Below are 24,156 nucleotides of genomic sequence, written 5' to 3'. Positions count from 1 at the left end.
CCATGGGGACCATGAGGGCAGGAGCCGGTAACGTGAAAGAGAAACTCGTTCAGGGGATGGCGCTGGCCATGTTGCTCCTGATGGGTCTCTACGGCGTGGCCGGGCCGAGCGGCCTGATCGCATGGGGCGAAAATCAGCATCTTCTGGAACAGCAGCGGGCCAAGCTTGCCGAGATGAAGATCGAGCGCGAACACTGGAAAAACCGTGTAAAACTGCTCGACCCGAAGAATGCCGATCCCGATCTGGCGGGGGAGCTGCTCCGCAGCAATCTCAACGTCGCCCGTTCGGACGAGATGGTGATGCTGCTGCACTGACACCTTGCGCGGCGCTATAATCTTTTCCGCATTGTGAGCAATTTCCTGTCACGCTGCTTCCGCTTTCCTGCGGTCTTGCCTATATCGCGGGTGAATCGATCGCACCAATGATTGGAGCTCGCTTTGCCCAAAGCCAAGAATTCCGCCGAAAGCGGCAATGAACCTGCCGTAGCAGCCGAGGAAGGCGAAGATTTCGCTCTCCACAGCCTCCAGCAAGCCCATGCAGCCGATCGCCGCTACAAGGCGAGTAAAGAAGAATTGCTGCACTTCTATGAGCAGATGCTGCTGATCCGGCGCTTCGAGGAGAAGGCGGGCCAGCTTTACGGTCTCGGTCTGATCGGCGGTTTCTGCCATCTCTATATCGGCCAGGAAGCCGTTGCTGTCGGGTTGCAGTCCGCGCTCAAGAACGGCGTGGACTCGGTCATCACCGGTTATCGCGATCACGGCCACATGCTCGCCTACGGCATCGATCCGAAGGTGATCATGGCCGAACTGACCGGCCGCCATTCGGGTATCTCGAAAGGCAAGGGCGGTTCGATGCACATGTTCAGCGTCGATCACAAATTCTACGGCGGCCACGGTATCGTTGGCGCGCAGGTGCCGCTGGGCGCCGGTCTGGCCTTCGCGCACAAGTACAACGAGGATGGTGGCGTGACGCTGGCCTACTTCGGTGACGGTGCGTCCAACCAGGGGCAAGTCTACGAAGCCTTCAACATGGCTTCGCTGTGGAAGCTGCCGATCGTCTTCGTGGTGGAGAACAACCAGTACGCCATGGGCACCGCGGTCAAGCGCGGCTCGGCCGAAACGCATTTCTACCGCCGCGGCACGGCCTTCCGCATCCCCGGTATGCAGGTTGACGGCATGGACGTTCTGGAAGTGCACAAGGCTGCCCAGATCGCGCTCGAACACGTGCGCAGTGGCAATGGCCCGGTGCTGCTGGAACTGAGCACTTACCGCTATCGCGGCCACTCGATGTCGGACCCCGCCAAGTACCGCAGCCGCGAGGAAGTGCAGGACGTGCGCGAAAAGCGCGATCCGATCGAGCACGCCAAGGCGGAACTGCTCGAACTGGGCGTGACCGAGGCAAGCCTGAAAGACATCGACAAGCGCGTGCGCGCGGCGGTGACGGAAGCTGCCGATTTCGCGGAAAGCTCGCCGGAACCCGAACTGTCCGAACTTTACACTGACGTCCTGGTGGAGAGCTACTGATGGCGATTGAACTCAAGATGCCGGCGCTCTCTCCGACGATGGAAGAGGGCAAGCTTGCCAAATGGCTGGTCAAGGAAGGCGACGAAGTCGCTTCCGGCGACATTCTGGCCGAGATCGAAACCGACAAGGCGACGATGGAATTCGAAGCCGTCGATGAAGGCACGGTCGGCAAGATCCTGGTACCGGAAGGCACCGAAGGCGTGAAGGTCGGCACCGTGATTGCCGTTCTGGCCGGCGAAGGCGAGGATGCCGGAAGCGTTGCCGCTGCCGCTCCCGCTCCGCAGGCAGACGCTGCTCCGGCCGCGCCGCAAGCGGCTGCGAAGGCCGAAGCGCCCGCTCCGGCACCGGCCCGCAAGGATCCCGAGATTCCCGTCGGCACGAACATGAAGACTTCGACTGTGCGCGAAGCCTTGCGCGATGCCATGGCCGAGGAAATGCGCCGCGACGAGCGCGTCTTCGTGATGGGCGAGGAAGTCGCCCAGTATCAAGGTGCCTACAAGGTCACGCAGGGCCTGCTGGACGAATTCGGCGACAAGCGCGTGATCGACACGCCGATCACCGAATACGGTTTCGCCGGGATCGGCACCGGCGCCGCCATGGGCGGCCTGCGTCCGGTCGTCGAGTTCATGACGTTCAACTTCGCCATGCAGGCGATCGACCACATCATCAACTCGGCTGCCAAGACCAACTACATGTCGGGCGGCCAGATGCGCTGTCCGGTTGTGTTCCGCGGCCCCAATGGCGCGGCTTCGCGCGTGGGCGCGCAGCACTCGCAGAACTATGGCCCCTGGTATGCCAATGTGCCGGGCCTGATCGTGATCGCGCCTTACGACGCTTCGGACGCCAAGGGCCTGCTCAAGGCGGCAATCCGTTGCGAGGACCCCGTCGTTTTCCTTGAAAACGAGCTGGTCTACGGCCGCAGCTTCGAACTGCCCGAGCTTGACGACCACGTCCTGCCGATCGGCAAGGCGCGGATCATGCGCGAGGGCAAGGACGTGACGATCGTGTCCTACTCGATCGGTGTCGGTATCGCGCTTGAAGCCGCCGAAGCGCTTGCAGCCGAAGGCATCGATGCCGAAGTGCTCGATCTGCGCACGCTGCGTCCGCTCGACAAGCAGGCGGTGCTGGAAAGCCTTGCCAAGACCAATCGCATGGTCGTGGCCGAGGAAGGCTTCCCGGTCTGCTCGATTGCCTCGGAAATCATTGCGATCTGCATGGAGGAAGGCTTCGACGACCTCGATGCGCCGGTCGTGCGGGTCTGCAACGAGGACGTGCCGCTGCCTTATGCCGCCAACCTCGAAAAGGCGGCCATTATCGATGTGCCGCGCGTGATCGAGGCGGTGAAGAAGGTCTGCTATCGCTGATGCGGACGGCGGCCGGGCACTGCTTCCGGCCGCCGCACCGTTTTGGGGGCCGCTAAGAACGAGACGAATTCGGACGGATCGCCGCTCGCCCAAAGGCCTGCGATGGGGATACCGTGATCGAGGCAGCACTTGCATACCCGCGTTGGCTGCCTAGAGAGACGCTGTGTCTGACCAAACATCCTCTGCGAACTTGACGGCATCGGGGCATGAGGATGCTCTGATCCAGTCCCTGCCAGCGGTTTCGCGTCTGGCCCTGGCCTATGCGCCGGCTTCGGCGCGGCTTCCCACATTGGCGCTGTTTGCCCTCGATACCCGGCTCGCCGGGTTGCTGCGGCATTCCCGTGAACCGATGCTGGCGCAGCTGCGACTGTCGTGGTGGCGGGAATCGCTGGGGCGGGACCAGCACGAATGGCCTGAGGGCGAGCCCCTGCTGGCAGCGCTACGGAGCTGGAACGGCAGGCACAAGGCGCTGACGGCGTTGGTCGATGGCTGGGAGGCCTTGACCGGCGCGGCGCCTCTTTCAGGCGATGCGCTGCGAACCATGGCACAAGGGCGGGCTGAGGCTTTCGCTGCTCTCGCCCATGCCCTGGACCGTGAACACGAATCGCGCGCCGCCTACCGGCTCGGACACCAATGGGGGCTTGCCGATCTCGCCATGCGCCTGGGCAATACCCAGGAGCGCGAGGCTGCCGCATCGCTGGCTGGTTCGGAAAACGGCAACGCGCGGCCGCGGGTCTCGCGGGCCTTGCGGCCGCTTCTGGTGCTTCAGGGGCTCGCCTGCCGCCGTCTGGAAAAGGGCGAGGAAGGTGCCGCGCTTTCGCCTGCTGCCGTGCTGAAGGCGTTGCGGCTCGGGCTTCTTGGCGTCTGACCGCATCCCGGTGAAGGATATGTAATTTCAATCCTGCGGCGGCGAGGGCCTATTTTGCCTTCGTTAACGGGGATCCTCGATGAATCGCTTCCTGCTCGGCGGCCTTGCTGCGCTCGTCATGGCCGGGATCGGCCTGTTCTGGTGGCAGGGCCGGGCCGAAGTGGAAAAGGCCGCGCCGCCGCCGGACGTTGTGGCTTCCTTCGATCCGGAGAATCTGCCGAGCGCCGATCCGGGCGAGGTTGCTGGCCCGGCACTGCCGGAAGCCACGCAACTGACGCGCGAACAGCGCCGTTTCGGCCGCTATGACCGCAACAGCGACGGGCGCATCAGCCGCAACGAGATGCTTTCCACCCGCACTGCCGCCTTCCGCAAGCTCGACAAGGACGGCAACAACCTGCTGTCGTTCGAGGAATGGGCGGTCAGCACCGTCGACAAGTTCGATCATGCCGACATCAACCGCGACGATCAGCTCACACCCGAGGAATTCGCCCGCACTGCACCGCCGCTCAAGCCGAAAGCGAAGTGCAGTTGCTGATCAGGCGGATGGTGTCAGCGTGCCCAGCCATTCGCCGATGTCAGCCTTGGCACGCTCGGTATAGGCTTCCTTGCGTTGCTTCTTCTTCACGTCGTGCAACGGCGGGAACAGGCCGAAATTGACGTTCATCGGCTGATAGCTGTCCGCTTCGGCATCGCCGGTAATGTGCGAGAGCAGGGCGCCCAGCGCGGTCGTGCGGGGCGGGGCCTGCCATTCGCGGCCTGCCAGTTCGGCCGCTGTCATCAGACCGGTCATCAGGCCGACAGCCGCACTCTCCACATAGCCTTCGCACCCGGTGATCTGCCCGGCAAAGCGCACGTGCGGCGCCGTCTTGAGGCGGAGCTGACGGTCGAGAAGAACCGGGGAATTGAGGAAGGTATTGCGATGCAGCCCGCCAAGACGGGCGAACTCAGCCTTTTCGAGGCCCGGAATCGTGCGGAACAGGCGGACTTGCTCGGCGTGTTTCAGCTTGGTCTGGAAACCGACCATGTTCCAAAGCGTGCCCAGCTTGTTGTCCTGCCGCAGCTGCACCACGGCATAGGGCCAGCGGCCATTGGGGTGTTCGGGCGTCGCCCAATGGGGATTGTCCAGCCCGACCGGCTTCATCGGCCCGAACCGCAGCGTTTCCACTCCGCGCTCGGCCATGACCTCAATTGGCATACAGCCGTCGAAATAGGGGGTGTTCGCCTCCCATTCCTTGAACGCGGTCTTTTCGCCGTCCATCAGGCCCTGGTGGAAAGCGAGGTACTGCTCCTGGGTCATCGGGCAGTTGATGTAGTCCCTCGTTTCGCCCTTATCCCAGCGCGAGGCCATCCAGCACACGTCCATGTCGATTGTCTCACGGTAGACAATCGGGGCGATGGCATCGAAGAACGCCAGCGAATCCGCGCCGGTCGCACGGCCGATCGATCCGGCAAGCGCCTCTGCGGTGAGCGGGCCGGTGGCGATCACGGTCATGCCGCTTTCGGGCAGCGTATCGATCCGTTCACGCACGATCTGGACATTGGGGAGCGATCGCAGCCGTGTTTCGACTTCAGCCGAAAACACATCGCGATCGACCGCGAGCGCCGAGCCGGCGGGCACTTGCGCCTTGGCGGCAGCGCCCATGATCAGCGAATCGCAGCGCCGCATCTCGTGATGCAGCAGGCCGACGGCGTTTTTCTGGTCATCGTCTGACCGGAAGGAGTTGGAACAGACGAGTTCGGCCAGCGCGTCGGTCTGGTGCGCGGGCGAGCGTTCGCCGGTTCCGCGCATCTCGGACAGGCGCACTTTGAAACCACGCCGCCCGAGCTGCCAGGCTGCCTCGCTGCCGGCAAGACCGCCGCCGATAATGTGGACATCGTAAGTCATGGCCGCGCGCCTAGCTTGTCTCGGCTCGACGGGAAAGGGCAAGTGCTGCCATAGGAGCACGGTGCGCGTTTCCGGTTGCGTGCGGTGCAGGGAGATATTCGAAGATCATGCCCAGGCGAGCCCTGATCGAACGCCGGCCATGGCTGCTCACCAGCGTCCTTTTTGCGCTGGCTTTTGCGTGGCTGCAGGACAGCCGCCTGCCAGGCGTTTACCTGATGGTGCTCAAGGCCGCGCCGCTGGTCTTGCTCGGCGTCTATGCAGTGCTGCGGCACAAGGGACACGACACGCAGCTGCTGGCCGCGATGCTTGCGTTTGAAGGCATCGGTGGGGCCTGTATCGATCTGGTGGAAGTGCTGGGCGGAATCGTCATGGCAGTGGGATTCGCGCTCGGCATCGGCTTGTTCCTTACGCACCGGCGGCCCCGCCTGACAGTCAGCCAGAAGGGCCTTGCCGCCGCATTGCTCTTGCTGACTCCCGTCATCTGTCAGCTTGCCGTCCATCCGCTTGCCCAGGCAGGATGGGCGCCAGCGTATTTCGGCGTGGCGCTCGGGGGCATGGCGGCTTGCGCCTGGACGAGCAATTTTCCGCGCTATCGCGTTGGACTGGGAGCCATTGGGATCATTGCCGGCAGCGTGGTGACGCTGACGTCCCTGCGGGTGGTCAACGGGCCAGGACTGGGTGAAATCGTGGGCTGGCCGCTGTTCTATCTCGGCAACCTGATCATGGCGACTGGCGTGACCGGCGAACTGCGGGCTCGCGCTACCGCCTAGGCTGCGGGCAGAACCAGCGATCCGCTGTCGTCATAGGCCACCGGCCCATGTGCCACGACGGCGGACAACGGCAAGTCGGCGTAGATGTGCGGGAACAGGGCTCCGCCGCGCGAAACTTCCCATTTCACGGCATCGCCAAGCCGGCTCAGCTCGACGGTGGCGATGTGCAGATCGCTCTGGCCGGCAAAGTGCTTTTCCAGCGTTTCCTGGGCCTGTCCTGCGGTGGACATGTGAATGTAGCCGTCGGACAAGTCGATGGGAGCGCCTTTGAAAATGCCTGCGGAGAGCAACTGCTGGAGCTGCTCTCCGGTCAGGATCTTGTAGGCGACCGTATCGGTCGTCTGGCTCATTCGCCGTCTTCCGGCGTTTCCGGAGCGGGCGTGCCGGCCGCGCCAGTTTCAGCGCCGGTTTCGGCTCCAGTCTCGGCTTCGTCCGTTTCCGCTTCCTCGTCGAGGCGCACGGCGCTTACGACGTGTTCGTCACCAGAGACGTTGAACAGGCGCACACCGGCCGAACCGCGCCCGATAACCCGCAGGCTTTCGAGCGGCAGACGGATCAGCTTGGCCTGATCTGTCACCAGCATGAGCTGCTGGGCCTGCGTCGCCGGGAAACTGGCGACAACCGCACCGTTGCGGGCGATGTTGTCGATATTGGTGATGCCCTGGCCGCCACGGCCGGTGCGCCGGTACTCGTAGGCCGAGGACAGCTTGCCGTAGCCATTGGCGCAGACAGTGAGAATGAACTGCTCGCGTTCGGCCAGTTCCGCCATGCGTTCGGCCGAAAGCGAGGGTTCGCCTTCCTTCTCGCCCTTCCACGGTGCGAACTTGAGGTAAGCCTCGCGTTCCTCGGGCGTAGTGCCGACACGGTGCAGGATCGAAAGCGAGATAACCTCGTCCCCGTCCTTGAGGTTCATGCCGCGCACGCCGGTGGAAGTGCGGCTCGTGAACTCGCGCACGTCGTCACCGGCAAAGCGGATCGCCTTGCCCTGGCTGCTTGCCAGCAGCACGTCGTCCGTCGCTTCGAGCAGGGCCACGCCGATCAGGCGGTCGTCCGAGCCTTCGTCGAACTTCATCGCGAACTTGCCGTTCGACGGGATGTTGGCGAAGGAATCCATCGCGTTGCGGCGCACATTGCCCTTGGCCGTGGCGAACACGACCGAGAGCTTGCTCCACTCGGCCTCGTCCTCGGGCAGGGCGAGCACGGTCTGGATCGTCTCGTCCTTGTCCAGCGCGGGCAGGAGATTGACGATCGGGCGGCCGCGCGTGGTCGGGCCGCCTTCCGGCAGCTTGTAGACCTTGAGGCGGTAAACCTTCCCGGCGGTCGAGAAGAACAGCACCGGATTGTGCGTGGAGGTGACGAACATCGTCGTCACGGCATCCTCGTCCTTCGTCGCCATGCCGGCGCGGCCCTTGCCGCCGCGGGCCTGCGCGCGGAAGGTGGAGAGGGCGGTGCGCTTGATGTAGCCGTCCATGGTGACTGTCACCACCATGTCCTCGCGCTCGATCAGGTCTTCGTCCTCGATCCCGTCGAAAGCGGCGGTGATCTCGGACATGCGTGGCGTTGCGTAGGCATCGCGCACGGCCTGCAGTTCCTCGCGCATGACGCCGTAGAGCTTCACACGGTCGGCCAGGATCGAGAGATACTCCTCGATCGCGAGCGCCAGTTCCTTCAATTCGTCGCCGATTTCATCACGTCCGAGCGCGGTCAGGCGATGCAGGCGCAGATCGAGGATCGCCTTCACCTGGACTTCGGACAACCGGTAGACACCGCCGCTTTCCTCGGCGGAAGGCTCGATCGCCTCGACCAGACGGATATAGGGCGCGATGTCGCCGATCGGCCATTCCTTGGCGAGCAACTTGGCGCGCGCGTCGGCCGGGTTCGAGGACCCGCGGATGATCGCCACCACTTCGTCGAGGTTCGAGACCGCGACCACAAGGCCGAGCAAGATATGCGCCCGGTCGCGCGCCTTGTTCAGTTCGAACTTGGTGCGGCGGGTGATGACCTCTTCGCGGAACTGGATGAACGACTGCAGGATGTCGCGCAGCGACAGGATTTCCGGCCGTCCGCCACGGATCGCCAGCATGTTGGCCGGGAAGTTCGACTGGGCGGGCGTGTTGCGCCAGAGCTGGTTGAGCACGACTTCCGGCGAGGCATCGCGCTTGAGGTCGATGACGACGCGCACGCCTTCGCGGTTGGATTCGTCGCGGATGTCGGAGACGCCCTCGATCCGCTTGTCCTTGGCGGCCTCGGCGATTTTTTCGACAAGGCCGGACTTGCCGACCTGATAGGGCATGGAGGTCAGCACGATCGAGCGGCGGTCGCCCCGGCCTTCCTCGATCATGTGGCGGCAGCGCTGGACGATCGAGCCGCGGCCTTGTGTGTAGGCCGCGCGCGAGCCGCTGGAACCGAGGATCAGCGGTGCGGTCGGGAAGTCAGGCCCCGGGATGATTTCGAACAGTTCCTCCGAGGTGATCCCCGGATTGTCCATCATCGCGAAGCAGCCGTCGATGACTTCGCCCAGGTTGTGCGGCGGAATGTTCGTGGCCATGCCGACCGCGATGCCGCCCGCACCGTTGACCAGCAGGTTCGGGAAGCGCGCGGGCAGAACCGTGGGTTCCTGCCGCGAACCGTCATAGTTGTCGGCGAAATCGACCGTATCCTTGTCGAGATCGTCCATCAGCGAATTGGCGACGCGGGCGAGACGCGCTTCGGTGTAACGCATCGAGGCCGGCGGATCCGGGTCCATCGAGCCGAAGTTGCCCTGGCCGTCGATGAGCGGGAGCCGCATCGACCAGTCCTGCGTCATGCGCGCAAGGGCATCGTAGATCGCGCTGTCGCCGTGGGGGTGGTAGTTACCCATGACGTCGCCGACGATTTTGGCCGACTTGCGGTATGGACGCCCGGCGACGAAGCCGCCTTCCTGGCTGGCGAAGAGAATGCGGCGGTGGACGGGCTTCAGGCCGTCGCGCACATCGGGAAGCGCGCGCGACACGATCACGCTCATCGCGTAGTCGAGGTAGCTCGTCTTCATCTCGTCGACGATGTCGACGCGCGTGTATTCGCCTTCGGGGCCGGTGGGCAGGTTGTTTTCGGTGTCGTCGCTCACGCGGTTCTATCGCTGTTGTTGCGGGGAAGGGGTGATGAACCGCCCTAGGACAAGCGCCGGACGATTGCCACAGCAAGGGGCATGGACAGGGAAAACATCGCCCCGTTTTCCACACTTAAGAGGCCTTTGAGGGCAGGTGTCGTCCGCAACCCGGCATGGGACGCAGCCGGCATTCAATCACCGTTCAGTGGCGCGAGAATAAGCGGGAGCGAAAGGTTGCCAAGCCGTCAATTCGGCGGCACTACCGGCGCCGGTAAGTTTCAGGTGCCCGTTTTCGGGCATGGTATCGTTCTGTCTTGAGAGGAGTGGCCTTGATGGCTCGCAAGTTCCTGGTTTCCCGTTTTGCTCTCGCGCTCGCGCTTTCGAGCGGCATGGCCGTGGCCGTGGCGCCGCCGGCAATGGCGAAGAAGGAGAATAAGGAAAAGGCTCCCGCCGCCGATTTCTCCGAAGCTTTCCGCAAAGCCGCCGGTCCCATCGAGAAGGCGATGACCGACGCGACCGGCAAACTGCCCGCCGGCGCTGGACCGAGCGACTACGAGGCTGCCAAGACGCAGATCGATACGGCGCTGGGCGGTGATGGAAAGGCTGCCTTCGAGGCGGCGGTGCCGACCGCGACAACCGCTGACGACAAGAATGCCCTGGGTTCGATGATGCGCAATTACGGCATCATGGCAAAGGATCTTGCCTTCAAGCAGAAGGGCAATGCCCTGATGATCGAAAGCGGCAAGCTGCCTACGGACAAGGTGGGCGCGGTCAATTTCGACGCCGGCGTCACGGCCTATCAGCTCAAGGACTGGGCGGGCGCGGCGAGCTATCTCAAGGCAGCGAAGGGTGCCGGTTATCAGGATCCCAACAACCAGCTCGACCTGATTCTCGCCGACGCCTACAAGCGCAGCGGTGACACCGGTGCTGTGCTGCAACTCGCCAAGGATGATATCGCCGCAGCGAAGGCCAATGGCACGGCCCCGGCGGAAAACTCGCTCCGCAATGCCTTGCAGCAGACCTACAGTGCCAAGGAGCTTGGCCCGTCGACCGAATATGCGGCGATGCTGGGCCAGTACTATCCGGGGGCCTGGAATATCGCGATTTCGGTCGTCGCCCAGCTCGCCGCGCTGCCGCGTGAGCAGGACATCGACCTTATGCGCTTGAAGTACCTCACGAATTCGATGACCGAAAAGCGTGACTATTTCACCTATCTGGAAGACGTCGATCCGCGCGCCTATCCGGGTGAGGCGCTGAAGGTGATCAACGACGGTCTGGCCAAAGGCACGCTGAACGCAACCGAAATCGCCGCGGACAAGTCGAACACTTCGGCGCGCGTTGCCGGCGACAAGGCGTCGCTGCCGTCGCTCGAAAGCGATGCGATGAAGCCCGGCGCCAAGGCGGGAACCGTGGTCGGCGCTGCCGACGTTTTCCTCAGCTACGACCAGCCTGCCAAGGCGGAAATGTTCTACGCCAAGGCGCTCGGCATGCCCGGCATCGATGCCGACAAGGTGGCGCTGCGTCTCGGCATGGCGCAGACGCTGCAGGGCAAATACGCTGACGCCGAAACCAATTTCGCCAAAGTGACCGGGCCCCGTGTCACGGTCGCGAAAATGTGGAGCGCTTACGCCAAGAGCAAGGCGGCGCCCGCTGCGAACTGATTGCGTTTCAATAGAAACGCAAAAAGAAAGGGCGGCGGGCCATCCCGCCGCCCTTTTCGTTTGTCCCGCCAGGACAGCGCTGTCCAGCGCTGGACAGCAGGGCTTGCCGCTCAGGCTACGGGAGCGAATTCGCCCGTGTCGCCATCCATCAGATGGAGAACGCCGTCGGAGATCGCGAAGAAGGCTCCACGCAGGCGCAGGTCGCCGTCGCGCACCTTCCGGCGGATGCAGGGGAACGTCATCAGGTTGTCCAGACTAACCTTGACGGCGGCCTGTTCCATCTGGCGTTCGGCCGGGCGGCCTTGCGTCCCGAACTGCGCCGCGACCGGCTCGCGCGCCGCGTCGAGCAAGGCGATCCAGTCGGCGATGAAGCCGCCTTCGCCAGGCTCGGTGCCGTGCAGTTCCTGGGTCAGCGCGGCCTTGCAGCCACCGCACATGCCGTGGCCCATGACGACGATTTCCTTCACCTTCAGCACCTGGACGGCAAATTCGAGCGCTGCCGAGACGCCGTGATGGCCAGGGGCCGTCTCGAACGGCGGCACCAACGCGGCGACATTGCGCACGACGAACATTTCGCCCGGATCGGTGTCGAAGATCTGAGTCGGATCAACGCGGCTGTCGGAGCAGGCGATGATCATGACTTCGGGCTGCTGCCCGTCGCGCAGCTGGGCCCAGCGTTCACGGTGCGGCGTCCATCCCGTGTTACGGAAACGGCGATAACCTTCCAGGAGATGATCGAGAGCGGTGCTTCCGGTTTCAGACATAGAGGGCACTCCGTAATGGGATGTGTAACTGCGGGCATCCCTTAGCCGGGATATTCGTACTGGCAAGTTCGTACTGGCAAGGGCGCGAGCATGAGACTATCTGGGCCTCATGAACGATCTCTCCTCTGCACCGAACCCCGACAGCAAACCGGAACGCCAGCGCAAGCCGGACTGGATCCGCGTCAAGGCGCCCACCACCAAGGGATATGGCGAAACGCGCAAGCTGATGCGCGATCTCAAGCTCAATACCGTGTGTGAGGAGGCCGCCTGTCCCAACATCGGTGAGTGCTGGACGAAAAAGCACGCAACGGTGATGATCCTCGGCGATACTTGCACGCGGGCCTGCGCTTTTTGCAACGTGAAGACGGGAATGCCGGGACGCGTCGACGCCGATGAGCCAGCCCACGTGGCTCAGGCTGCGGCCGAGATGGGGCTGGAACACATCGTCATCACCTCTGTGGACCGCGACGACCTGCCGGATGGCGGCGCCGGCCAGTTCGTGAAAGTGATCGAGGAACTGCGCCGCAATGCGCCGCAGACCACGATCGAGATTCTCACGCCCGATTTCCGGGGCAAGATGCGCGCCGCCATCGAGGCGATCGTTGCCGCGCGGCCGGATGTCTACAATCACAACCTCGAGACGGTTCCCCGGCTCTACCCGACGATCCGTCCCGGCGCGCGCTACTATGCCTCGCTGCGTCTTCTGGAAGAGGTAAAGGCTCACGATCCTTCGATTTTCACCAAGTCGGGGGTCATGCTCGGACTGGGTGAGGAGCGGCTTGAAGTGCATCAGGTGATGGACGACATGCGCTGTGCCGACATCGATTTCCTGACCATGGGCCAGTACCTGCGCCCCACGCCCAAGCATACCGAAGTCAAGGAATTCGTGACGCCGCAGGCCTTTGCAGCCTATGGCGCGATCGCGCGGGCTAAGGGCTTCCTGCAGGTGGCAGCGACGCCGCTGACGCGCTCCAGCTATCACGCAGGCGAGGATTTCGCAGAGATGCGGGCGGCGCGCGAAGCCAAGCTGGCGCGGGGACAGCGCTGATGTCTACCGGTGTACATCGCCGTGTCGCCACGACGCTGAAACAGGCCTGAACATGCCGGGAATCCACGAAGTCCACCGCTTGCCATACAGTGCGGAACAGATGTTCGACCTGGTCGCCGATGTCGGCCGCTACCAGGAGTTCCTGCCCTGGGTCGTGGCCACGCGGGTCAAGTCGGACAGCGAGCACGAAATGATCGCCGACATGCTGGTCGGCTTCAAGGCGCTGCGTGAGAAGTTCACCTCGCGCGTCGAGAAGCAGCGTCCGCGCGAAATCCGCGTGCACTACGTCGACGGGCCGATGCGCGATCTCGACAATGTCTGGACCTTCCACCCCGTGAGCAGCACGGCTTGCGATGTCGAGTTCGATGTCCGCTTTTCGTTCCGAAACGCACTGTTCGAAAAGCTTGCCGGGCAGTATTTCGACAAGGCCTTTCGCAAGATGGTGGCCGCTTTCGAAACGCGCGCGGCGGAGCTTTACGGGGTTCAGCAGGAGCTGTGAGGCTTTGAGTTACCTTTTGAAACTTTAATTGGTTTCAAAAGGTAACAGGGCAATGTCAGCGTTGCCGCTTACGAGTTACTTTTTGAAATCCCTGTGATGACATGGTTTCAAAAAGTGACTAAGCATCCACAACCATCTGTTATTTTTGATTTATCCGTGGTTGAGGAGCAGCATCTCCAGCGCGACAAGCGCTGCCTGATGCCGGATTTCCGCCCTGCTGGCGCCTTCGATCAGCTTCTGTTCGGCATTCACCTCGTCATCTCCGCGGATGGCCAGCGCGAAAACGACGGTTCCTACGGGCTTCATCTCGGTTCCGCCGTCGGGGCCGGCGATTCCGCTGACGGCGACTGCGACATCGGCGTTGCTGTGCCGGATCGCGCCTTGTGCCATGGCCCAGGCTGTCGCGGGCGAAACCGCGCCGAAAGCTTCGAGAATGTCGGACTGGACGCCCAGCAGTTCCTGCTTCGCCTCGTTGGAATAGGTCACGAAACCGCGGTCAAGCACGGCCGATGAGCCGGGAATCTCGGTCAGGGCCGCGCAGACCAGCCCGCCGGTGCAGCTTTCAGCCAGCGCGATCGTGCGCCCGGCAGCCTTGTTCTCGTCAATCACCCGCTCGGCGAGCGCTACGAGGTCTTCGGGAAAAAACAATGTCTTGGCCATGGTGATCCTTGAGGAATCAGTTCCTGCAAAGGGCAATTTTGCCCACTTTCGGTTCGGCAGTGCTCGCCACTTCCATTGTCAGCGCGATCAGGCCGGCCGTGTTTTCGGGCGGCAAAGGAGACAGCAGATCGATGGCGATGTCCAGCTTGTCGCAGGATTTGAGCGCGATCTGCTGTGAGACGAAGCCTTCGACGAAAGTGTTCGCAAGCTGCTGAGTGGTGTCGTCGGGCAGATTGCCAACGGTGCCGGCCGCATCGGGGCCAAGGGCTTTCATGAAGGCGGGTTTGGCATTGGGCCAATATTTGGCTTTCTGTGTAGCGTAGCGCGCTGCGAGATCTCCGCCATGGCGGCGAAGGTATGCATTGGCCGGCAGCACCGGTGCGCAGCGTTTGGCGGTCCCGCTGATCGCTTGCGGGAGGGCATAAGCCACCAGAGACGTCGCTTCCGTTCGTGTCAGGCACACCGGCTCCGCCGCCGCGGCGACGCCGGGCACGCAGGCCAGCAAGGAAGCCATCGATCCCAAAAGTCTCTTCATGCGCAAAACTCCCGGTCCGGATCTAGATCCGGCAAAGGCTGACGGCGGCCTGGGCCGCGATTCCTTCACCGCGTCCCGTAAAACCCAGTTTCTCGGTTGTGGTTGCCTTCACACTGACCGCGGCAATGTCAACTTCGAGGATTTCGGCAAGGCGGATGCGCATGGCGCCGCGATGCGGGCCGATCTTCGGGCTTTCGCATATGATCGTCACGTCCGCATTGCCCAGCGCATATCCGGCTTCGCGCACGAGCGTTGCGGCATGAGACAGGAACTGGTCCGATGCCGCGCCTTTCCATTGCGGATCGCTGGGCGGGAAATGCTGGCCGATATCGCCCGCGCCGATGGCGCCGAGCAGGGCATCGACCAAGGCGTGGATCGCAACGTCGGCGTCGCTGTGCCCGGCGAGCCCATGCGTATGCTCGATCCGCAAGCCGCAGAGCCACAATTCCTCGCCCTCGGACAACCGGTGGACATCGTACCCTGTCCCCACGCGGACAGCGGGCTGCGATGCCGCGAAGTCGGATGCGAATGTCAGCTTGTGCAGGGCTTCGTCTCCCTCGACCATGGCGATTTCCATTCCCCGTGACTGGGCGACCTGGGCATCGTCCCCGGCGATCATTTCGCCCGGCCAGGTCCGGTGCGCGGCCAGAATCTCCTCGAAATGAAAGGCCTGCGGAGTCTGTACCCGGCGCAGGTCTTCGCGTCTTGCAGGAGTGCCCATGACATCCCCGGATTCCGTGCGTCCGGCATGGGCCAGGCTGTCCACCACAGGCAGCACGGGAATCGCGCCTTTGCGCTGTTGGAGCGCTTCCAGAAGCCGGTCGATAACCGCTTGCGGCAGGACCGGCCGGGCAGCGTCGTGGATCAGGACGAAGTCCGGCGCGGCTCCGGTCAGTGCTTCCAGCCCCAGCCGGACGGACTCCTGACGCGTCGCGCCGCCTGTGACGAAGCGAAGGCCGGGAATGCCGTTCAGAGCGTCCCGCGCGATGGCATCGGCACCGGCCGGGATCACGACAACGACCGGGGCGATTCCCGCTGCGGTCAGCGCCTCGACCGAATGTCTGACCACCGGTTTACCTCGCCACCGCGCGAACTGCTTGGGAAGGGGCTGTCCGGCGCGCAGGCCTTGTCCGGCGGCGACGACGACGGCGGCCGTTCGTGGCGCGCCTGAGCCGGTTCCGGGCTCGTCTTGCTCTTGTGCTGATGCGGTAGGCGACATTGTCGTTGCCGGTAATCGCTTGCCGGGAGGAGGGCAATCCACTATGCGCTGCCTGTTTTTTAGGCAACACTGCACAGAATATGACCGATCTGCCTGTTCCTCCGCTACTAAAACCCATTCATGTCGGTCCGGTGACGATCGACTGTCCGGTCGTGCTCGCGCCGATGACGGGGGTTTCCGACCTGCCGTTCCGGCGGATGGTGCGCAGTTTCGGCTCCGGCCTCAACGTGACCGAGATGATCGCGAGCCCGGCGGCGATCCGCGAAACCCGGGTTTCGCTCCAGAAGGCGATGTGGGACCAGATCGAAGACCCTGTCTCGATGCAGCTGGTAGGCTGCGAGCCCGATCAAATGGCTGAGGCGGCCAAGCTGGTCGAGGATCGCGGCGCCGCGATCATCGACATCAATATGGGATGCCCGGTGCGCAAGGTCGTCAACGGCGATGCCGGTTCGGCGCTGATGCGTGATGTGCCTCTGGCGACAAGGCTGATCGAAGCCACAGTCAAGGCCGTGAACGTGCCGGTGACTGTGAAGATGCGTATGGGCTGGTGTCATGACAGCCTCAACGCGCCGGAGCTTGCCCGCATTGCCGAAGATCTCGGCGCAAAGATGATTACCGTCCACGGCCGCACCCGCAACCAGATGTACAAGGGCGAGGCCGACTGGAGCTTTGTCCGCAAGGTCAAGGATGCGGTTTCGATCCCGGTTATCGTCAATGGCGACATCTGCGGGATCGAAGATGCGGCCAAGGCGCTGGAGCAGTCGGGCGCGGACGGGCTCATGATCGGGCGCGGCGCTTACGGCAAGCCGTGGATCCTGGCGCAGGTCATGCGCTGGTGGCGTGGCGGCGGGCTGATGGCCGATCCCGGCTTTGGCGAACAGTACGAGATCATCCGGGAGCACTACGAAGCGATGCTTTCGCACTACGGCACCGACACCGGTGTGAAGATGGCCCGCAAGCACTTGGGCTGGTACGTCAAGGGCCTGAAGGGCTCGGCCGAATTCCGCAACCGCGTGAACTTCATCGATGACGCTGGCGAAGTGTTGCGCTCGCTCGCGGAGTTCTATGGGCCGTACCGGTCCACCGGTGGACAGCTGCGGGCAGCATGAGCATTTCTAGCCGGACAGCTCTTCCCGAAGCCCACCGGCTGCTGGCCAGCTTGCCACATGCCGTGATCCTGCTTGAGCCGGGACTTCTTATCGCGTCGGTGAACCCGGCGGGCGAGCAATTCTTCGGCCAGTCGCTGCGGCGTCTCGCCGGTTGCAAGCTGGGCGATGTCATGACCTTCTCGGACCAGCGCTTGCTGGAACGGCTGCAGGACTATGAAACGCCGGTTTCTGCGCGGGAAGTGGACGTTTCGCTCAAGCGCAAGGGGGCCCGGCGCATCGACATCAATGTCGCGCCGGTTGCCGATACCCCGGGCTGGCAGGTGTTGACGATCCACGACAACAGCGCCGCCGAGGCACTGGGCGACGATTCCGGCGGGGCGGATACGGCCGTGCTGCGCGGGCCGGAAATCATGGCGCACGAGATCAAGAACCCGCTCGCGGGCATTCGCGGCGCGGCGCAGCTTCTTGCCCGAAAGATCGACGACCGGGACCGGCCGCTGACGGACCTCATCACTTCGGAAGTCGATCGCATCGCCAGCTTGATCGAGCGCATGCAGAAATTGAGCGGCCGCATCGCGCCGCCGGTCGAGCCCTGCAATCTCCACGAGTCCGCGCGGCGGGCAATCGACGTGATCAAGGCGGCCAACGTCAAGGGGCTGGTTCCGTCCGCGCCCAGTTACCGGCTTGTGGAAGAATTCGATCCGTCGCTGCCCCCGGTTCTGGGAAGTCCGGATGGCCTCGTGCAGGTGATTATCAACCTGCTGTCGAATGCGATCGAGGCCAGCCAGGAGGCGGAAGAGCCCCGCGTCATCATTCGCACGCGTTTCGCCAGCGGCCTGCAATTGCATACGACCGATTCCGGCACGCCGGTGCGCCTGCCGGTCGAGCTGCGTGTCAGCGATAATGGCCCCGGCGTCGATTTCTCCATGCGGGACCATATCTTCGAGCCGTTCGTCACCACCAAGAAGTCCGGCCAGGGGCTGGGCCTGCCGCTCGTGCGCAAACTGGTGCGCGACATGAACGGGCGCATCACGCACGAGCGCGATGAAGAGGCCGGCCTCACCCACTTTCGCATTCACTTGCCGCTCGCGAAGGAAACGCGCGCCAGGGGCCTCCTCAGGCGGAGGTTGTTTTCATGAGCGTCCTGCTTGTTGAAGACGACATGTCGATCGCCATCGTCATCACGGCGGCGCTGGAGGACGAGGGTTTCTCGGTCGTGCACTGCCAGACCATTGCCGAGCGGGACCGTCTGCTGGGCGAACGACGCTTCGAGGCATTGGTGACGGACGTGATGTTGCCCGATGGCGACGGCATTGAAACGCTGGACCGTGCCCGCGCCCTGCATCCGGATATGCCGATCATCATCCTGTCGGCGCAGAACACGCTCGATACCGCGGTCCGCGCGACGGACACGGGGGCATTCGAGTACTTTCCCAAGCCCTTCGATATCGACGAACTGGCGCGCACCGTCCGGCAGGCTGCGGGCAATGCCCAGGGCGACGGCCCGCGTGGCGACGAGCCTCTCGGCGACGGTCTTCCGCTGGTAGGCCGCAGTCCGGCGATGCAGTCCGTGTTCCGCATGATCACGCGCGTGCTGCGCAACGATCTTACCGTGCTGATCCTGGGCGAATCGGGAACCGGCAAGGAACTGGTCGCGGAAGCCATCCACCAGCTTGGCAATCGCCGGAACGGGCCGTTCATTGCCGTGAATACCGCCGCGATCCCGGCCGAACTGATCGAGAGCGAACTGTTCGGGCACGAGAAGGGGGCCTTTACCGGCGCCGTGGCGCGTCACGTCGGCAAATTCGAGCAGGCCGCGGGCGGAACGCTGTTCCTCGATGAGATCGGGGACATGCCGATGCAGGCGCAGACACGGCTGCTGCGCGCGTTGCAGTCCGGGACGGTTCGGCGTGTCGGCGGCAGCGAGGAAATCCGGCTCGACACCCGCATCATCGCGGCCACCAACAAGGATCTCGAGCCTGAAATCGCGGCAGGGCGTTTCCGCGAAGATCTCTATTACCGGCTCAATGTCGTGCCGATCCACATGCCGCCGCTGCGCGACCGGAGCGACGATATCGAGGTTCTGGCCAGGCACTTTCTCCAGCACGCGGCCAACGAGGGGCTGCCCCGCCGCCAGCTTACGGCGGAAGCGGCCGAGCTGCTCAGCCGCCAGCCCTGGCGGGGCAATGTGCGCGAGCTCAAGAACTTCGTCTATCGCATGGCGCTGCTCGCCCGCGAGGATACGATCGATGCCGACAGTGTTCTCCCGCTTCTGGCGCAGGAGCCTGTCGGCGTGCCGGCAGCCGGAACCAGTGATGCCTGTGATATCGAGGGCGCCGTGACCCGCTGGCTTTCGGCGGAGCGGCCTGCCAGCGGGACCATCTACGAAAACGCGATCGCGGCTTTCGAGCGTCCTCTGTTTGCGGAAGTCCTGCGTGAAACCGGAGGCAATCAGCTGCGCGCGGCGCAGGCGCTGGGCATCAATCGCAACACCTTGCGAAAGCGCCTGAGCGAGCTCGCGCTCGATCCCGAAGAATTCGTTCGTCGATCCTGATGACGGTTTAATGGAATTCCTCTTGCAAGGCAGCAACAGTGCTGTTGTAACGAAGCAACGATGAACGGCATCACGACCCATAAACGCAGGTGGCCGCGCTGGTGGCGGCGCATGCAGGTTGCCGCGCGCCGGGCGAACTTCTTTGCCCTCATCGAAGTGCTTTCAGTCCTTGCGTTCCTGATTATGACAGCGACGACGTGGGTCGCGCTGAATGGTGGCGGGGGCAAGGGCGAACTGTTGCCCTCCAACCTCACTGCCACGCTGCTGGTCGGCACGCTGGTGCCTGCCATGGCGATCCTGGTGCTGTTCGGACGGCGCATGGCGCTGCGCCGGGCGGCGGAGAACATCGGTGGGACGGGGCGTATGCACGTCCGTCTGGTGTTCATCTTCTCGTTGATTTCGGCCATCCCCACGTTGCTGGTGGTGGTCTTCGCATCGTGGCTGTTCCAATCGGGCGTCGAATTCTGGTTTTCGGACAGTTCGCGCGGATTGCTGGAGAATGCGAACAAGCTGGCGCGCGGGTACTACGAGCAGACCATGCGCGATGTCGGCTATGAATCAGTCGCCATGGCCGAGGACTCGCGCACCTGGCTCGGCGAGTATCCGGTGGCCAGCAAGGAGTTCCAGGCGTTCCTTGCCGATCAGGTGCTGCGCCGGAACCTGAGCGTGGCCGCCATCATCCAGATCGATTCCGACGGCAACCAGCGCACGCCGATCATCATCAATCCCGACGGGAAATCCGAAAACAACCGCATCAGCACGAAATCGCTGGAGAATCTGGACAAGGGCGCGCCTTACGACGTCACGTCGCGAGCCGACCGTATCGTCGCCAGCGCACCGATTGAGCGATCCTCGGGCATCTACCTCCTCGTGGCGCGAAGTAACGACCTGCTTTCGCTCAGCCAGGGACAAAGCGCGGAAAACATCGTTCAGGCCTATGAAGTGCTGACGAACCGCGCGCGGGTTATGCAGTTGCGATTCAACGTTGCGTTGTTCGTGGCTTCGCTCGTGCTGGTGGGGACCTCGGTCTGGCTGGCGCTGCGCTTTGCCGACCGGCAGGTGAAGCCGCTCTACGAACTGGTGGATGCGGCCCGGAGGGTCGGCGCGGGCAATTACGCGCTGCGCATCGAGGGACGCACCGGCGCCGACGAGATCGGGCTGCTCAACCGCGCCTTCAACCGCATGACCGCCCAGATCGACAAGCAGACGCAGGCCTTGCTGGGCGCCAACCGCCAGCTTCACGAGCGGCGCCTGTTTATCGAGGCGGTGCTCGAATCGGTCACGTCGGGCATTATTTCGCTCGATGAAAACGGGCGCATCCTGCTGATGAACAGCACGGCGCAGCGGCTGCTCAGCGAGCGCGGCAGCGAGCTTCCCGACGATCTGACCATCAGCGAACTGGCACCGCCGATCGCAGCGCTGGTGGAGCAGGGGACGGCAAGCGGCATTGTCCAGTACAGCCGCGGGGGCGAACTGCTGACGCTGGCCGTCAAGGCAAGCCGGGACGCGACCGGGCATGTGATCACGTTCGAGGATATCACGCGCCAGCTGCTCGATCAGCGCACGGCGGCCTGGTCCGACGTGGCGCGGCGCATTGCTCATGAGATCAAGAACCCGCTGACGCCGATTCAGCTGGCGACGGAACGGCTGAGCCGCCGCTACCGCAAGCAGATCACTGACAATCCCGAACTGTTCGAGGACCTGACCCGCACGATCATCCGCCAGGTCGGCGATCTGAGGAAGATGGTGGACGAGTTCTCGTCCTTCGCGCGCCTGCCCAAGCCGGTGTTCCGGGCGGAAGATCCGGTTGCTCTCACGCGCCAGGCGCTGTTCCTGCAGGAAGTGGCGCGGCCGGACATCGCCTTCAGTTTCTCCGCTGCCCCGGACATCGCCAGCATAGACTGCGACCGGCACCAGTTCGGGCAGGCGATGACCAATGTTCTCAAGAACGCGGTCGAGGCGATCGAGACCAGAGGCAAGGACGCGGACGAGAGCTACCGGGGCGCTATTGCCGTCGAAGTCGCTGACCAGGGCGATTCGATCCTCGTGCGCATTACCGATAACGGCATCGGGCTTTCGCAGGACCGGGAGCGGATCATCGAACCTTATGTCACGACACGCGAAAAAGGCACTGGGCTGGGCCTCGCGATCGTCAACAAGATCATCGAGGAGCACGGCGGCGAAATGACGTTCACGCCCGCGCAAGGTTCCGGCACCACGGTAACCATGCGCTTTGCCCGCGATCCTCTCGCGCAGGGCCGCAAGCCCGAAGCGGCGGAATGACCCCGGCCCGATGATCCCGACAACACTCCCCCCTGACCAGCAAACAAAGAAGATACTGCCATGGCACTCGAAATCCTGATCGTTGACGACGAACGCGACATTCGCGAACTGGTCGCCGGCGTCCTAAGCGACGAGGGTTACGAATGCCGCACCGCAGGCGACAGCGAGGCGGCGCTGGCTGCCATCGATGCGCGCCGTCCTTCCCTGGTGCTGCTGGACGTGTGGCTGCACGGCAGCCCGATGGACGGGCTCGAAGTCCTCGATGCGATCAAGGCGCGCGAGCCCGAACTGCCGGTCATCATCTTTTCGGGCCACGGCAATATCGATACCGCGGTTGCCGCGATCAGCCGGGGTGCGGTCGATTTCATCGAAAAGCCCTTCGAAGCCGAAAAGCTGCTCCATCTCGTCGGCCGTGCCACCGAGACCGAGCGCTTGCGGCGCGAAAATGCCCAGCTCAAGCAGGACTTCACCACCGGCGAGGAATTCACCGGTTCGAGCGGGGCGATCAATCAGGTGCGCGCGACGCTCAAGCGCGTGGCGAATACCGGCAGCCGCCTGTTGATTACCGGGCCGGCCGGCGCGGGCAAGGAAGTGGCGGCCAGGCTGCTCCACGCCTGGAGCCCGCGGGCCGGCAATGCCTTCGTCAGCGTCAACTCGGCCCGCATTACGCCCGAGCGTTTCGAGCAGGAACTGTTCGGCGAGGAAGCGGAAGGAGCCCTGGTCCGTCCCGGCCTGCTGGAGATGGCCGATGGCGGCACGCTCTATTTCGACGAAGTGGCGGACATGCCGCTCTCGACTCAGGCGCGCATCCTGCGGGTGCTGACCGATCAGGCCTTCGTGCGCGTGGGCGGAACCCGGCAGATTCGCGTCGACGTCCGCGTGGTCTCTTCGACATCGCGCGATCTCGAAAAGGAAATCGCCGAGCGCCGCTTCCGCGAAGACCTGTTCTACCGCCTGAATGTGGTGCCGATCTCGATCCCGGCGCTGCGCGAACGGCGCGAGGACATTCCTGCTCTCGTCGATCACTTCTTCGCGCGCTACGCCAATGAACAGGGCGTGCCGCCGCCGCAGGTGGGCAACGAGGCGATGACCGCGCTGCAGGCTTACGAATGGCCCGGCAACGTGCGCCAGCTTCGCAACGTGGTGGAACGCACAGTGATCATGGCCCCGCGCGAGAAGCTCGGCCGGATCGAAGCCGACATGCTGCCACCCGAGATTTTCAACAGTCAGGGCGACGGCGATGCCGGCGTTTCGGTGATGATGAGTGCGCCTTTGCGAGAGGCCCGCGAAAGCTTTGAACGCGAGTATCTTCGCATTCAGATCCGGCGGTTTTCAGGCAATATTTCCAAGACCGCCGCGTTCATCGGGATGGAACGCTCGGCCCTGCACCGCAAGCTCAAGCTGCTGGGCATGTCCGAACGCCGGGAAGGCGAAGAGGGCGAGTAAACCGGCTGCTTGCCGGTTGTGGAAACGCTTTACGGCCGGCCCGGAGGCTGTGCCGATGAGCGGTCTAACGGGGCTTGTCACAGGCCTGCGATAATTCTCGTGTTTACTGCAATGCAGCAAGAGGATAGATTTTGATTCGAGAACGGCATCGGGAACAGCCCGGCGCCAGATCGCGGACCGCAATCACGGCCGCCAAAAAGAAGGAGAATAGTATGGCTGGTCGAACGCTTTCAGCGCGACCGAAACCCGCTGCCGATCCGGCTCCGACGCCGGAAGCACCGCCGGTAAGTGCCGGCACTTCGGCCGGGAAGGGGCAGAACCTTCAGGATCAGTTCCTCAATCTCCTGCGCAAGAACAAGACTCCCGTGACCATGTTCCTGGTCAAGGGCGTGAAGCTGCAGGGCATTGTCACCTGGTTCGACAATTTCTCGATTCTTCTGCGCCGTGACGGCCAGTCGCAGCTTGTCTACAAGCACGCGATCTCGACGATCATGCCTTCGACTCCGGTCGATGCACGCCAGTTCGCGAATGGTACGGATTCGAGCAAGAAGACGCGCCTGTTGCAGGACGTGTTCCTTTCCAGCATCCGCAATGCCGGCGTGCAGGTCACGATGTTCCTGATCAACGGCGTCATGCTGCAGGGCCGCGTTGCCGCTTACGACCTGTTCTGCATGTTGCTCGAACGCGAAGGCTATGTGCAGCTTGCCTACAAGCACGCGGTCTCGACGATTCAGCCCGTGACTCCGGTTGACCTTCAGGCGCATGAAGAAGCCGAAGACTGATATCAAAGCCTGATGAGTTAGCTCATCAGGCTTTTGATTAAGCCCGTGCGGCGTTTGAGCATTTCCAAGGCGTGATGCATAGCATCTTAGCGCCTTGG

At 63.4% G+C, this 24,156-nt stretch carries 22 protein-coding genes; 15 read left to right on the top strand and 7 right to left on the bottom strand.

Annotation, left to right across the window (positions count from 1 at the left end; translation table 11 throughout):
* Window positions 1–32 precede the first annotated feature (32 nt).
* From NN5_RS00305 to NN5_RS00285, 5 genes are all read left to right on the top strand, one after another.
* The gene (locus NN5_RS00305; RefSeq protein ID WP_306305094.1) at window positions 33–314 is read left to right on the top strand and encodes an FtsB family cell division protein; all 282 of its coding nucleotides are present in this window, start codon (window positions 33–35) and stop codon (window positions 312–314) included.
* 123 nt (window positions 315–437) lie between these two features.
* Window positions 438–1,523 carry a pyruvate dehydrogenase (acetyl-transferring) E1 component subunit alpha gene (gene pdhA / locus NN5_RS00300; RefSeq protein WP_067732120.1) on the top strand — a complete coding sequence of 362 codons (1,086 nt, stop codon included), beginning with the start codon at window positions 438–440 and terminating at the stop codon, window positions 1,521–1,523.
* Window positions 1,523–2,887 (top strand): pyruvate dehydrogenase complex E1 component subunit beta, encoded by a 1,365-nt coding sequence (locus NN5_RS00295; RefSeq protein ID WP_067731927.1) that lies wholly within the window; start codon window positions 1,523–1,525, stop codon window positions 2,885–2,887. Before pdhA ends, NN5_RS00295 begins: the two co-directional genes overlap by 1 nt.
* Before the next feature lie 163 nt (window positions 2,888–3,050).
* Window positions 3,051–3,755: a hypothetical protein gene (locus NN5_RS00290; protein ID WP_245656109.1), complete on the top strand. Its 705-nt coding sequence runs from the start codon at window positions 3,051–3,053 to the stop codon at window positions 3,753–3,755.
* A 79-nt stretch (window positions 3,756–3,834) separates the two neighbouring features.
* The gene (locus tag NN5_RS00285) at window positions 3,835–4,290 is read left to right on the top strand and encodes an EF-hand domain-containing protein (protein WP_067731924.1); all 456 of its coding nucleotides are present in this window, start codon (window positions 3,835–3,837) and stop codon (window positions 4,288–4,290) included.
* On the opposite strand, the gene trmFO is transcribed toward NN5_RS00285, so the two are convergent.
* Window positions 4,291–5,640 carry a methylenetetrahydrofolate--tRNA-(uracil(54)-C(5))-methyltransferase (FADH(2)-oxidizing) TrmFO gene (gene trmFO, locus NN5_RS00280; protein ID WP_067731922.1) on the bottom strand — a complete coding sequence of 450 codons (1,350 nt, stop codon included), beginning with the start codon at window positions 5,638–5,640 and terminating at the stop codon, window positions 4,291–4,293.
* Between the two features lie 107 nt (window positions 5,641–5,747).
* Between trmFO and NN5_RS00275 the strand changes: the two genes are divergently transcribed.
* Window positions 5,748–6,410 (top strand): hypothetical protein, encoded by a 663-nt coding sequence (locus tag NN5_RS00275; protein ID WP_067731920.1) that lies wholly within the window; start codon window positions 5,748–5,750, stop codon window positions 6,408–6,410.
* Here the strand turns inward: NN5_RS00275 and NN5_RS00270 are convergent.
* Entirely contained in the window at window positions 6,407–6,760 is a 354-nt protein-coding gene (locus NN5_RS00270; RefSeq protein WP_067731918.1) for a DUF952 domain-containing protein, read from the bottom strand. The two genes, NN5_RS00275 and NN5_RS00270, sit on opposite strands and share 4 nt — an antisense overlap.
* Window positions 6,757–9,441, bottom strand: a complete 2,685-nt coding sequence (gene gyrA, locus NN5_RS00265; RefSeq protein ID WP_373280314.1) for a DNA gyrase subunit A — start codon at window positions 9,439–9,441, stop codon at window positions 6,757–6,759. The genes NN5_RS00270 and gyrA overlap by 4 nt, the downstream gene beginning before the upstream one ends.
* 389 nt (window positions 9,442–9,830) lie before the next feature.
* Between gyrA and NN5_RS00260 the strand changes: the two genes are divergently transcribed.
* The gene (locus NN5_RS00260) at window positions 9,831–11,159 is read left to right on the top strand and encodes a hypothetical protein (RefSeq protein ID WP_067731911.1); all 1,329 of its coding nucleotides are present in this window, start codon (window positions 9,831–9,833) and stop codon (window positions 11,157–11,159) included.
* A 110-nt stretch (window positions 11,160–11,269) separates the two neighbouring features.
* Here NN5_RS00260 and NN5_RS00255 read toward each other — a convergent pair whose 3' ends face one another.
* A complete protein-coding gene (locus tag NN5_RS00255) occupies window positions 11,270–11,923 on the bottom strand; it encodes a carbonic anhydrase (RefSeq protein WP_067731909.1) in 654 nt (217 codons plus the stop codon).
* A 109-nt stretch (window positions 11,924–12,032) separates the two neighbouring features.
* Here NN5_RS00255 and lipA point away from each other — a divergent pair, with 109 nt between their 5' ends.
* Window positions 12,033–12,971, top strand: a complete 939-nt coding sequence (gene lipA / locus NN5_RS00250; RefSeq protein ID WP_067731905.1) for a lipoyl synthase — start codon at window positions 12,033–12,035, stop codon at window positions 12,969–12,971.
* A 52-nt stretch (window positions 12,972–13,023) separates the two neighbouring features.
* Window positions 13,024–13,470, top strand: coding sequence for a type II toxin-antitoxin system RatA family toxin (locus tag NN5_RS00245; RefSeq protein ID WP_067731904.1), 447 nt, complete (start codon window positions 13,024–13,026; stop codon window positions 13,468–13,470).
* Window positions 13,471–13,620: 150 nt separating this feature from the next.
* Here the strand turns inward: NN5_RS00245 and NN5_RS00240 are convergent, their stop codons facing one another.
* From NN5_RS00240 to NN5_RS00230, 3 genes are read right to left on the bottom strand one after another with little or no spacing between them, the layout of a single operon-like run.
* On the bottom strand, window positions 13,621–14,130 hold the full coding sequence (locus tag NN5_RS00240; protein WP_067731903.1) for a CinA family protein: 510 nt from the start codon (window positions 14,128–14,130) through the stop codon (window positions 13,621–13,623).
* Between the two features lie 16 nt (window positions 14,131–14,146).
* Window positions 14,147–14,644, bottom strand: coding sequence for a hypothetical protein (locus NN5_RS00235; protein WP_245656115.1), 498 nt, complete (start codon window positions 14,642–14,644; stop codon window positions 14,147–14,149).
* Window positions 14,645–14,687: 43 nt separating this feature from the next.
* Window positions 14,688–15,884: a bifunctional 2-C-methyl-D-erythritol 4-phosphate cytidylyltransferase/2-C-methyl-D-erythritol 2,4-cyclodiphosphate synthase gene (locus tag NN5_RS00230; protein ID WP_084384646.1), complete on the bottom strand. Its 1,197-nt coding sequence runs from the start codon at window positions 15,882–15,884 to the stop codon at window positions 14,688–14,690.
* A gap of 80 nt (window positions 15,885–15,964) precedes the next feature.
* Here NN5_RS00230 and dusB point away from each other — a divergent pair, with 80 nt between their 5' ends.
* The 6 genes from dusB (at window position 15,965) to hfq (ending at window position 24,058) form a co-directional block, all read left to right on the top strand.
* Window positions 15,965–16,993: a tRNA dihydrouridine synthase DusB gene (gene dusB / locus NN5_RS00225; protein WP_067731900.1), complete on the top strand. Its 1,029-nt coding sequence runs from the start codon at window positions 15,965–15,967 to the stop codon at window positions 16,991–16,993.
* Window positions 16,990–18,132, top strand: a complete 1,143-nt coding sequence (locus NN5_RS00220) for a two-component system sensor histidine kinase NtrB (protein ID WP_067731898.1) — start codon at window positions 16,990–16,992, stop codon at window positions 18,130–18,132. Before dusB ends, NN5_RS00220 begins: the two co-directional genes overlap by 4 nt.
* A complete protein-coding gene (locus NN5_RS00215; RefSeq protein WP_067731896.1) occupies window positions 18,129–19,547 on the top strand; it encodes a sigma-54-dependent transcriptional regulator in 1,419 nt (472 codons plus the stop codon). The genes NN5_RS00220 and NN5_RS00215 overlap by 4 nt, the downstream gene beginning before the upstream one ends.
* A 111-nt stretch (window positions 19,548–19,658) precedes the next feature.
* Entirely contained in the window at window positions 19,659–21,830 is a 2,172-nt protein-coding gene (locus tag NN5_RS00210) for a sensor histidine kinase (protein ID WP_067732118.1), read from the top strand.
* Window positions 21,831–21,890: 60 nt separating this feature from the next.
* Window positions 21,891–23,276, top strand: a complete 1,386-nt coding sequence (gene ntrX / locus NN5_RS00205; RefSeq protein WP_067731894.1) for a nitrogen assimilation response regulator NtrX — start codon at window positions 21,891–21,893, stop codon at window positions 23,274–23,276.
* 212 nt (window positions 23,277–23,488) lie between these two features.
* Window positions 23,489–24,058, top strand: coding sequence for an RNA chaperone Hfq (hfq, locus tag NN5_RS00200; protein ID WP_067731892.1), 570 nt, complete (start codon window positions 23,489–23,491; stop codon window positions 24,056–24,058).
* The last annotated feature ends 98 nt before the right edge of the window (window positions 24,059–24,156 follow it).

The sequence above is a fragment of the Novosphingobium naphthalenivorans NBRC 102051 genome, assembly GCF_001590985.1.
Classification (GTDB): domain Bacteria; phylum Pseudomonadota; class Alphaproteobacteria; order Sphingomonadales; family Sphingomonadaceae; genus Novosphingobium; species Novosphingobium naphthalenivorans.
Note: the sequence above shows the minus strand (reverse complement) of the source record. Positions and strands in the feature narration are given on the sequence as shown.

Bases quoted from the DNA above. Each gene is read 5' to 3' on its own strand.
- NN5_RS00210 (WP_067732118.1), top strand. From the start codon at position 19,659: ATGCAGGTTGCCGCGCGCCGGGCGAACTTCTTTGCCCTCATCGAAGTG.
- NN5_RS00235 (WP_245656115.1), bottom strand. From the start codon at position 14,644: ATGGCTTCCTTGCTGGCCTGCGTGCCCGGCGTCGCCGCGGCGGCGGAG.
- NN5_RS00275 (WP_067731920.1), top strand. From the start codon at position 5,748: ATGCCCAGGCGAGCCCTGATCGAACGCCGGCCATGGCTGCTCACCAGC.
- dusB (WP_067731900.1), top strand. From the start codon at position 15,965: ATGACCGATCTGCCTGTTCCTCCGCTACTAAAACCCATTCATGTCGGT.
- hfq (WP_067731892.1), top strand. From the start codon at position 23,489: ATGGCTGGTCGAACGCTTTCAGCGCGACCGAAACCCGCTGCCGATCCG.
- lipA (WP_067731905.1), top strand. From the start codon at position 12,033: ATGAACGATCTCTCCTCTGCACCGAACCCCGACAGCAAACCGGAACGC.
- NN5_RS00220 (WP_067731898.1), top strand. From the start codon at position 16,990: ATGAGCATTTCTAGCCGGACAGCTCTTCCCGAAGCCCACCGGCTGCTG.
- gyrA (WP_373280314.1), bottom strand. From the start codon at position 9,441: ATGAAGACGAGCTACCTCGACTACGCGATGAGCGTGATCGTGTCGCGC.
- ntrX (WP_067731894.1), top strand. From the start codon at position 21,891: ATGGCACTCGAAATCCTGATCGTTGACGACGAACGCGACATTCGCGAA.
- NN5_RS00255 (WP_067731909.1), bottom strand. From the start codon at position 11,923: ATGTCTGAAACCGGAAGCACCGCTCTCGATCATCTCCTGGAAGGTTAT.
- trmFO (WP_067731922.1), bottom strand. From the start codon at position 5,640: ATGACTTACGATGTCCACATTATCGGCGGCGGTCTTGCCGGCAGCGAG.
- NN5_RS00215 (WP_067731896.1), top strand. From the start codon at position 18,129: ATGAGCGTCCTGCTTGTTGAAGACGACATGTCGATCGCCATCGTCATC.
- NN5_RS00240 (WP_067731903.1), bottom strand. From the start codon at position 14,130: ATGGCCAAGACATTGTTTTTTCCCGAAGACCTCGTAGCGCTCGCCGAG.
- NN5_RS00270 (WP_067731918.1), bottom strand. From the start codon at position 6,760: ATGAGCCAGACGACCGATACGGTCGCCTACAAGATCCTGACCGGAGAG.
- NN5_RS00230 (WP_084384646.1), bottom strand. From the start codon at position 15,884: ATGTCGCCTACCGCATCAGCACAAGAGCAAGACGAGCCCGGAACCGGC.
- NN5_RS00260 (WP_067731911.1), top strand. From the start codon at position 9,831: ATGGCTCGCAAGTTCCTGGTTTCCCGTTTTGCTCTCGCGCTCGCGCTT.
- NN5_RS00295 (WP_067731927.1), top strand. From the start codon at position 1,523: ATGGCGATTGAACTCAAGATGCCGGCGCTCTCTCCGACGATGGAAGAG.
- NN5_RS00285 (WP_067731924.1), top strand. From the start codon at position 3,835: ATGAATCGCTTCCTGCTCGGCGGCCTTGCTGCGCTCGTCATGGCCGGG.
- NN5_RS00245 (WP_067731904.1), top strand. From the start codon at position 13,024: ATGCCGGGAATCCACGAAGTCCACCGCTTGCCATACAGTGCGGAACAG.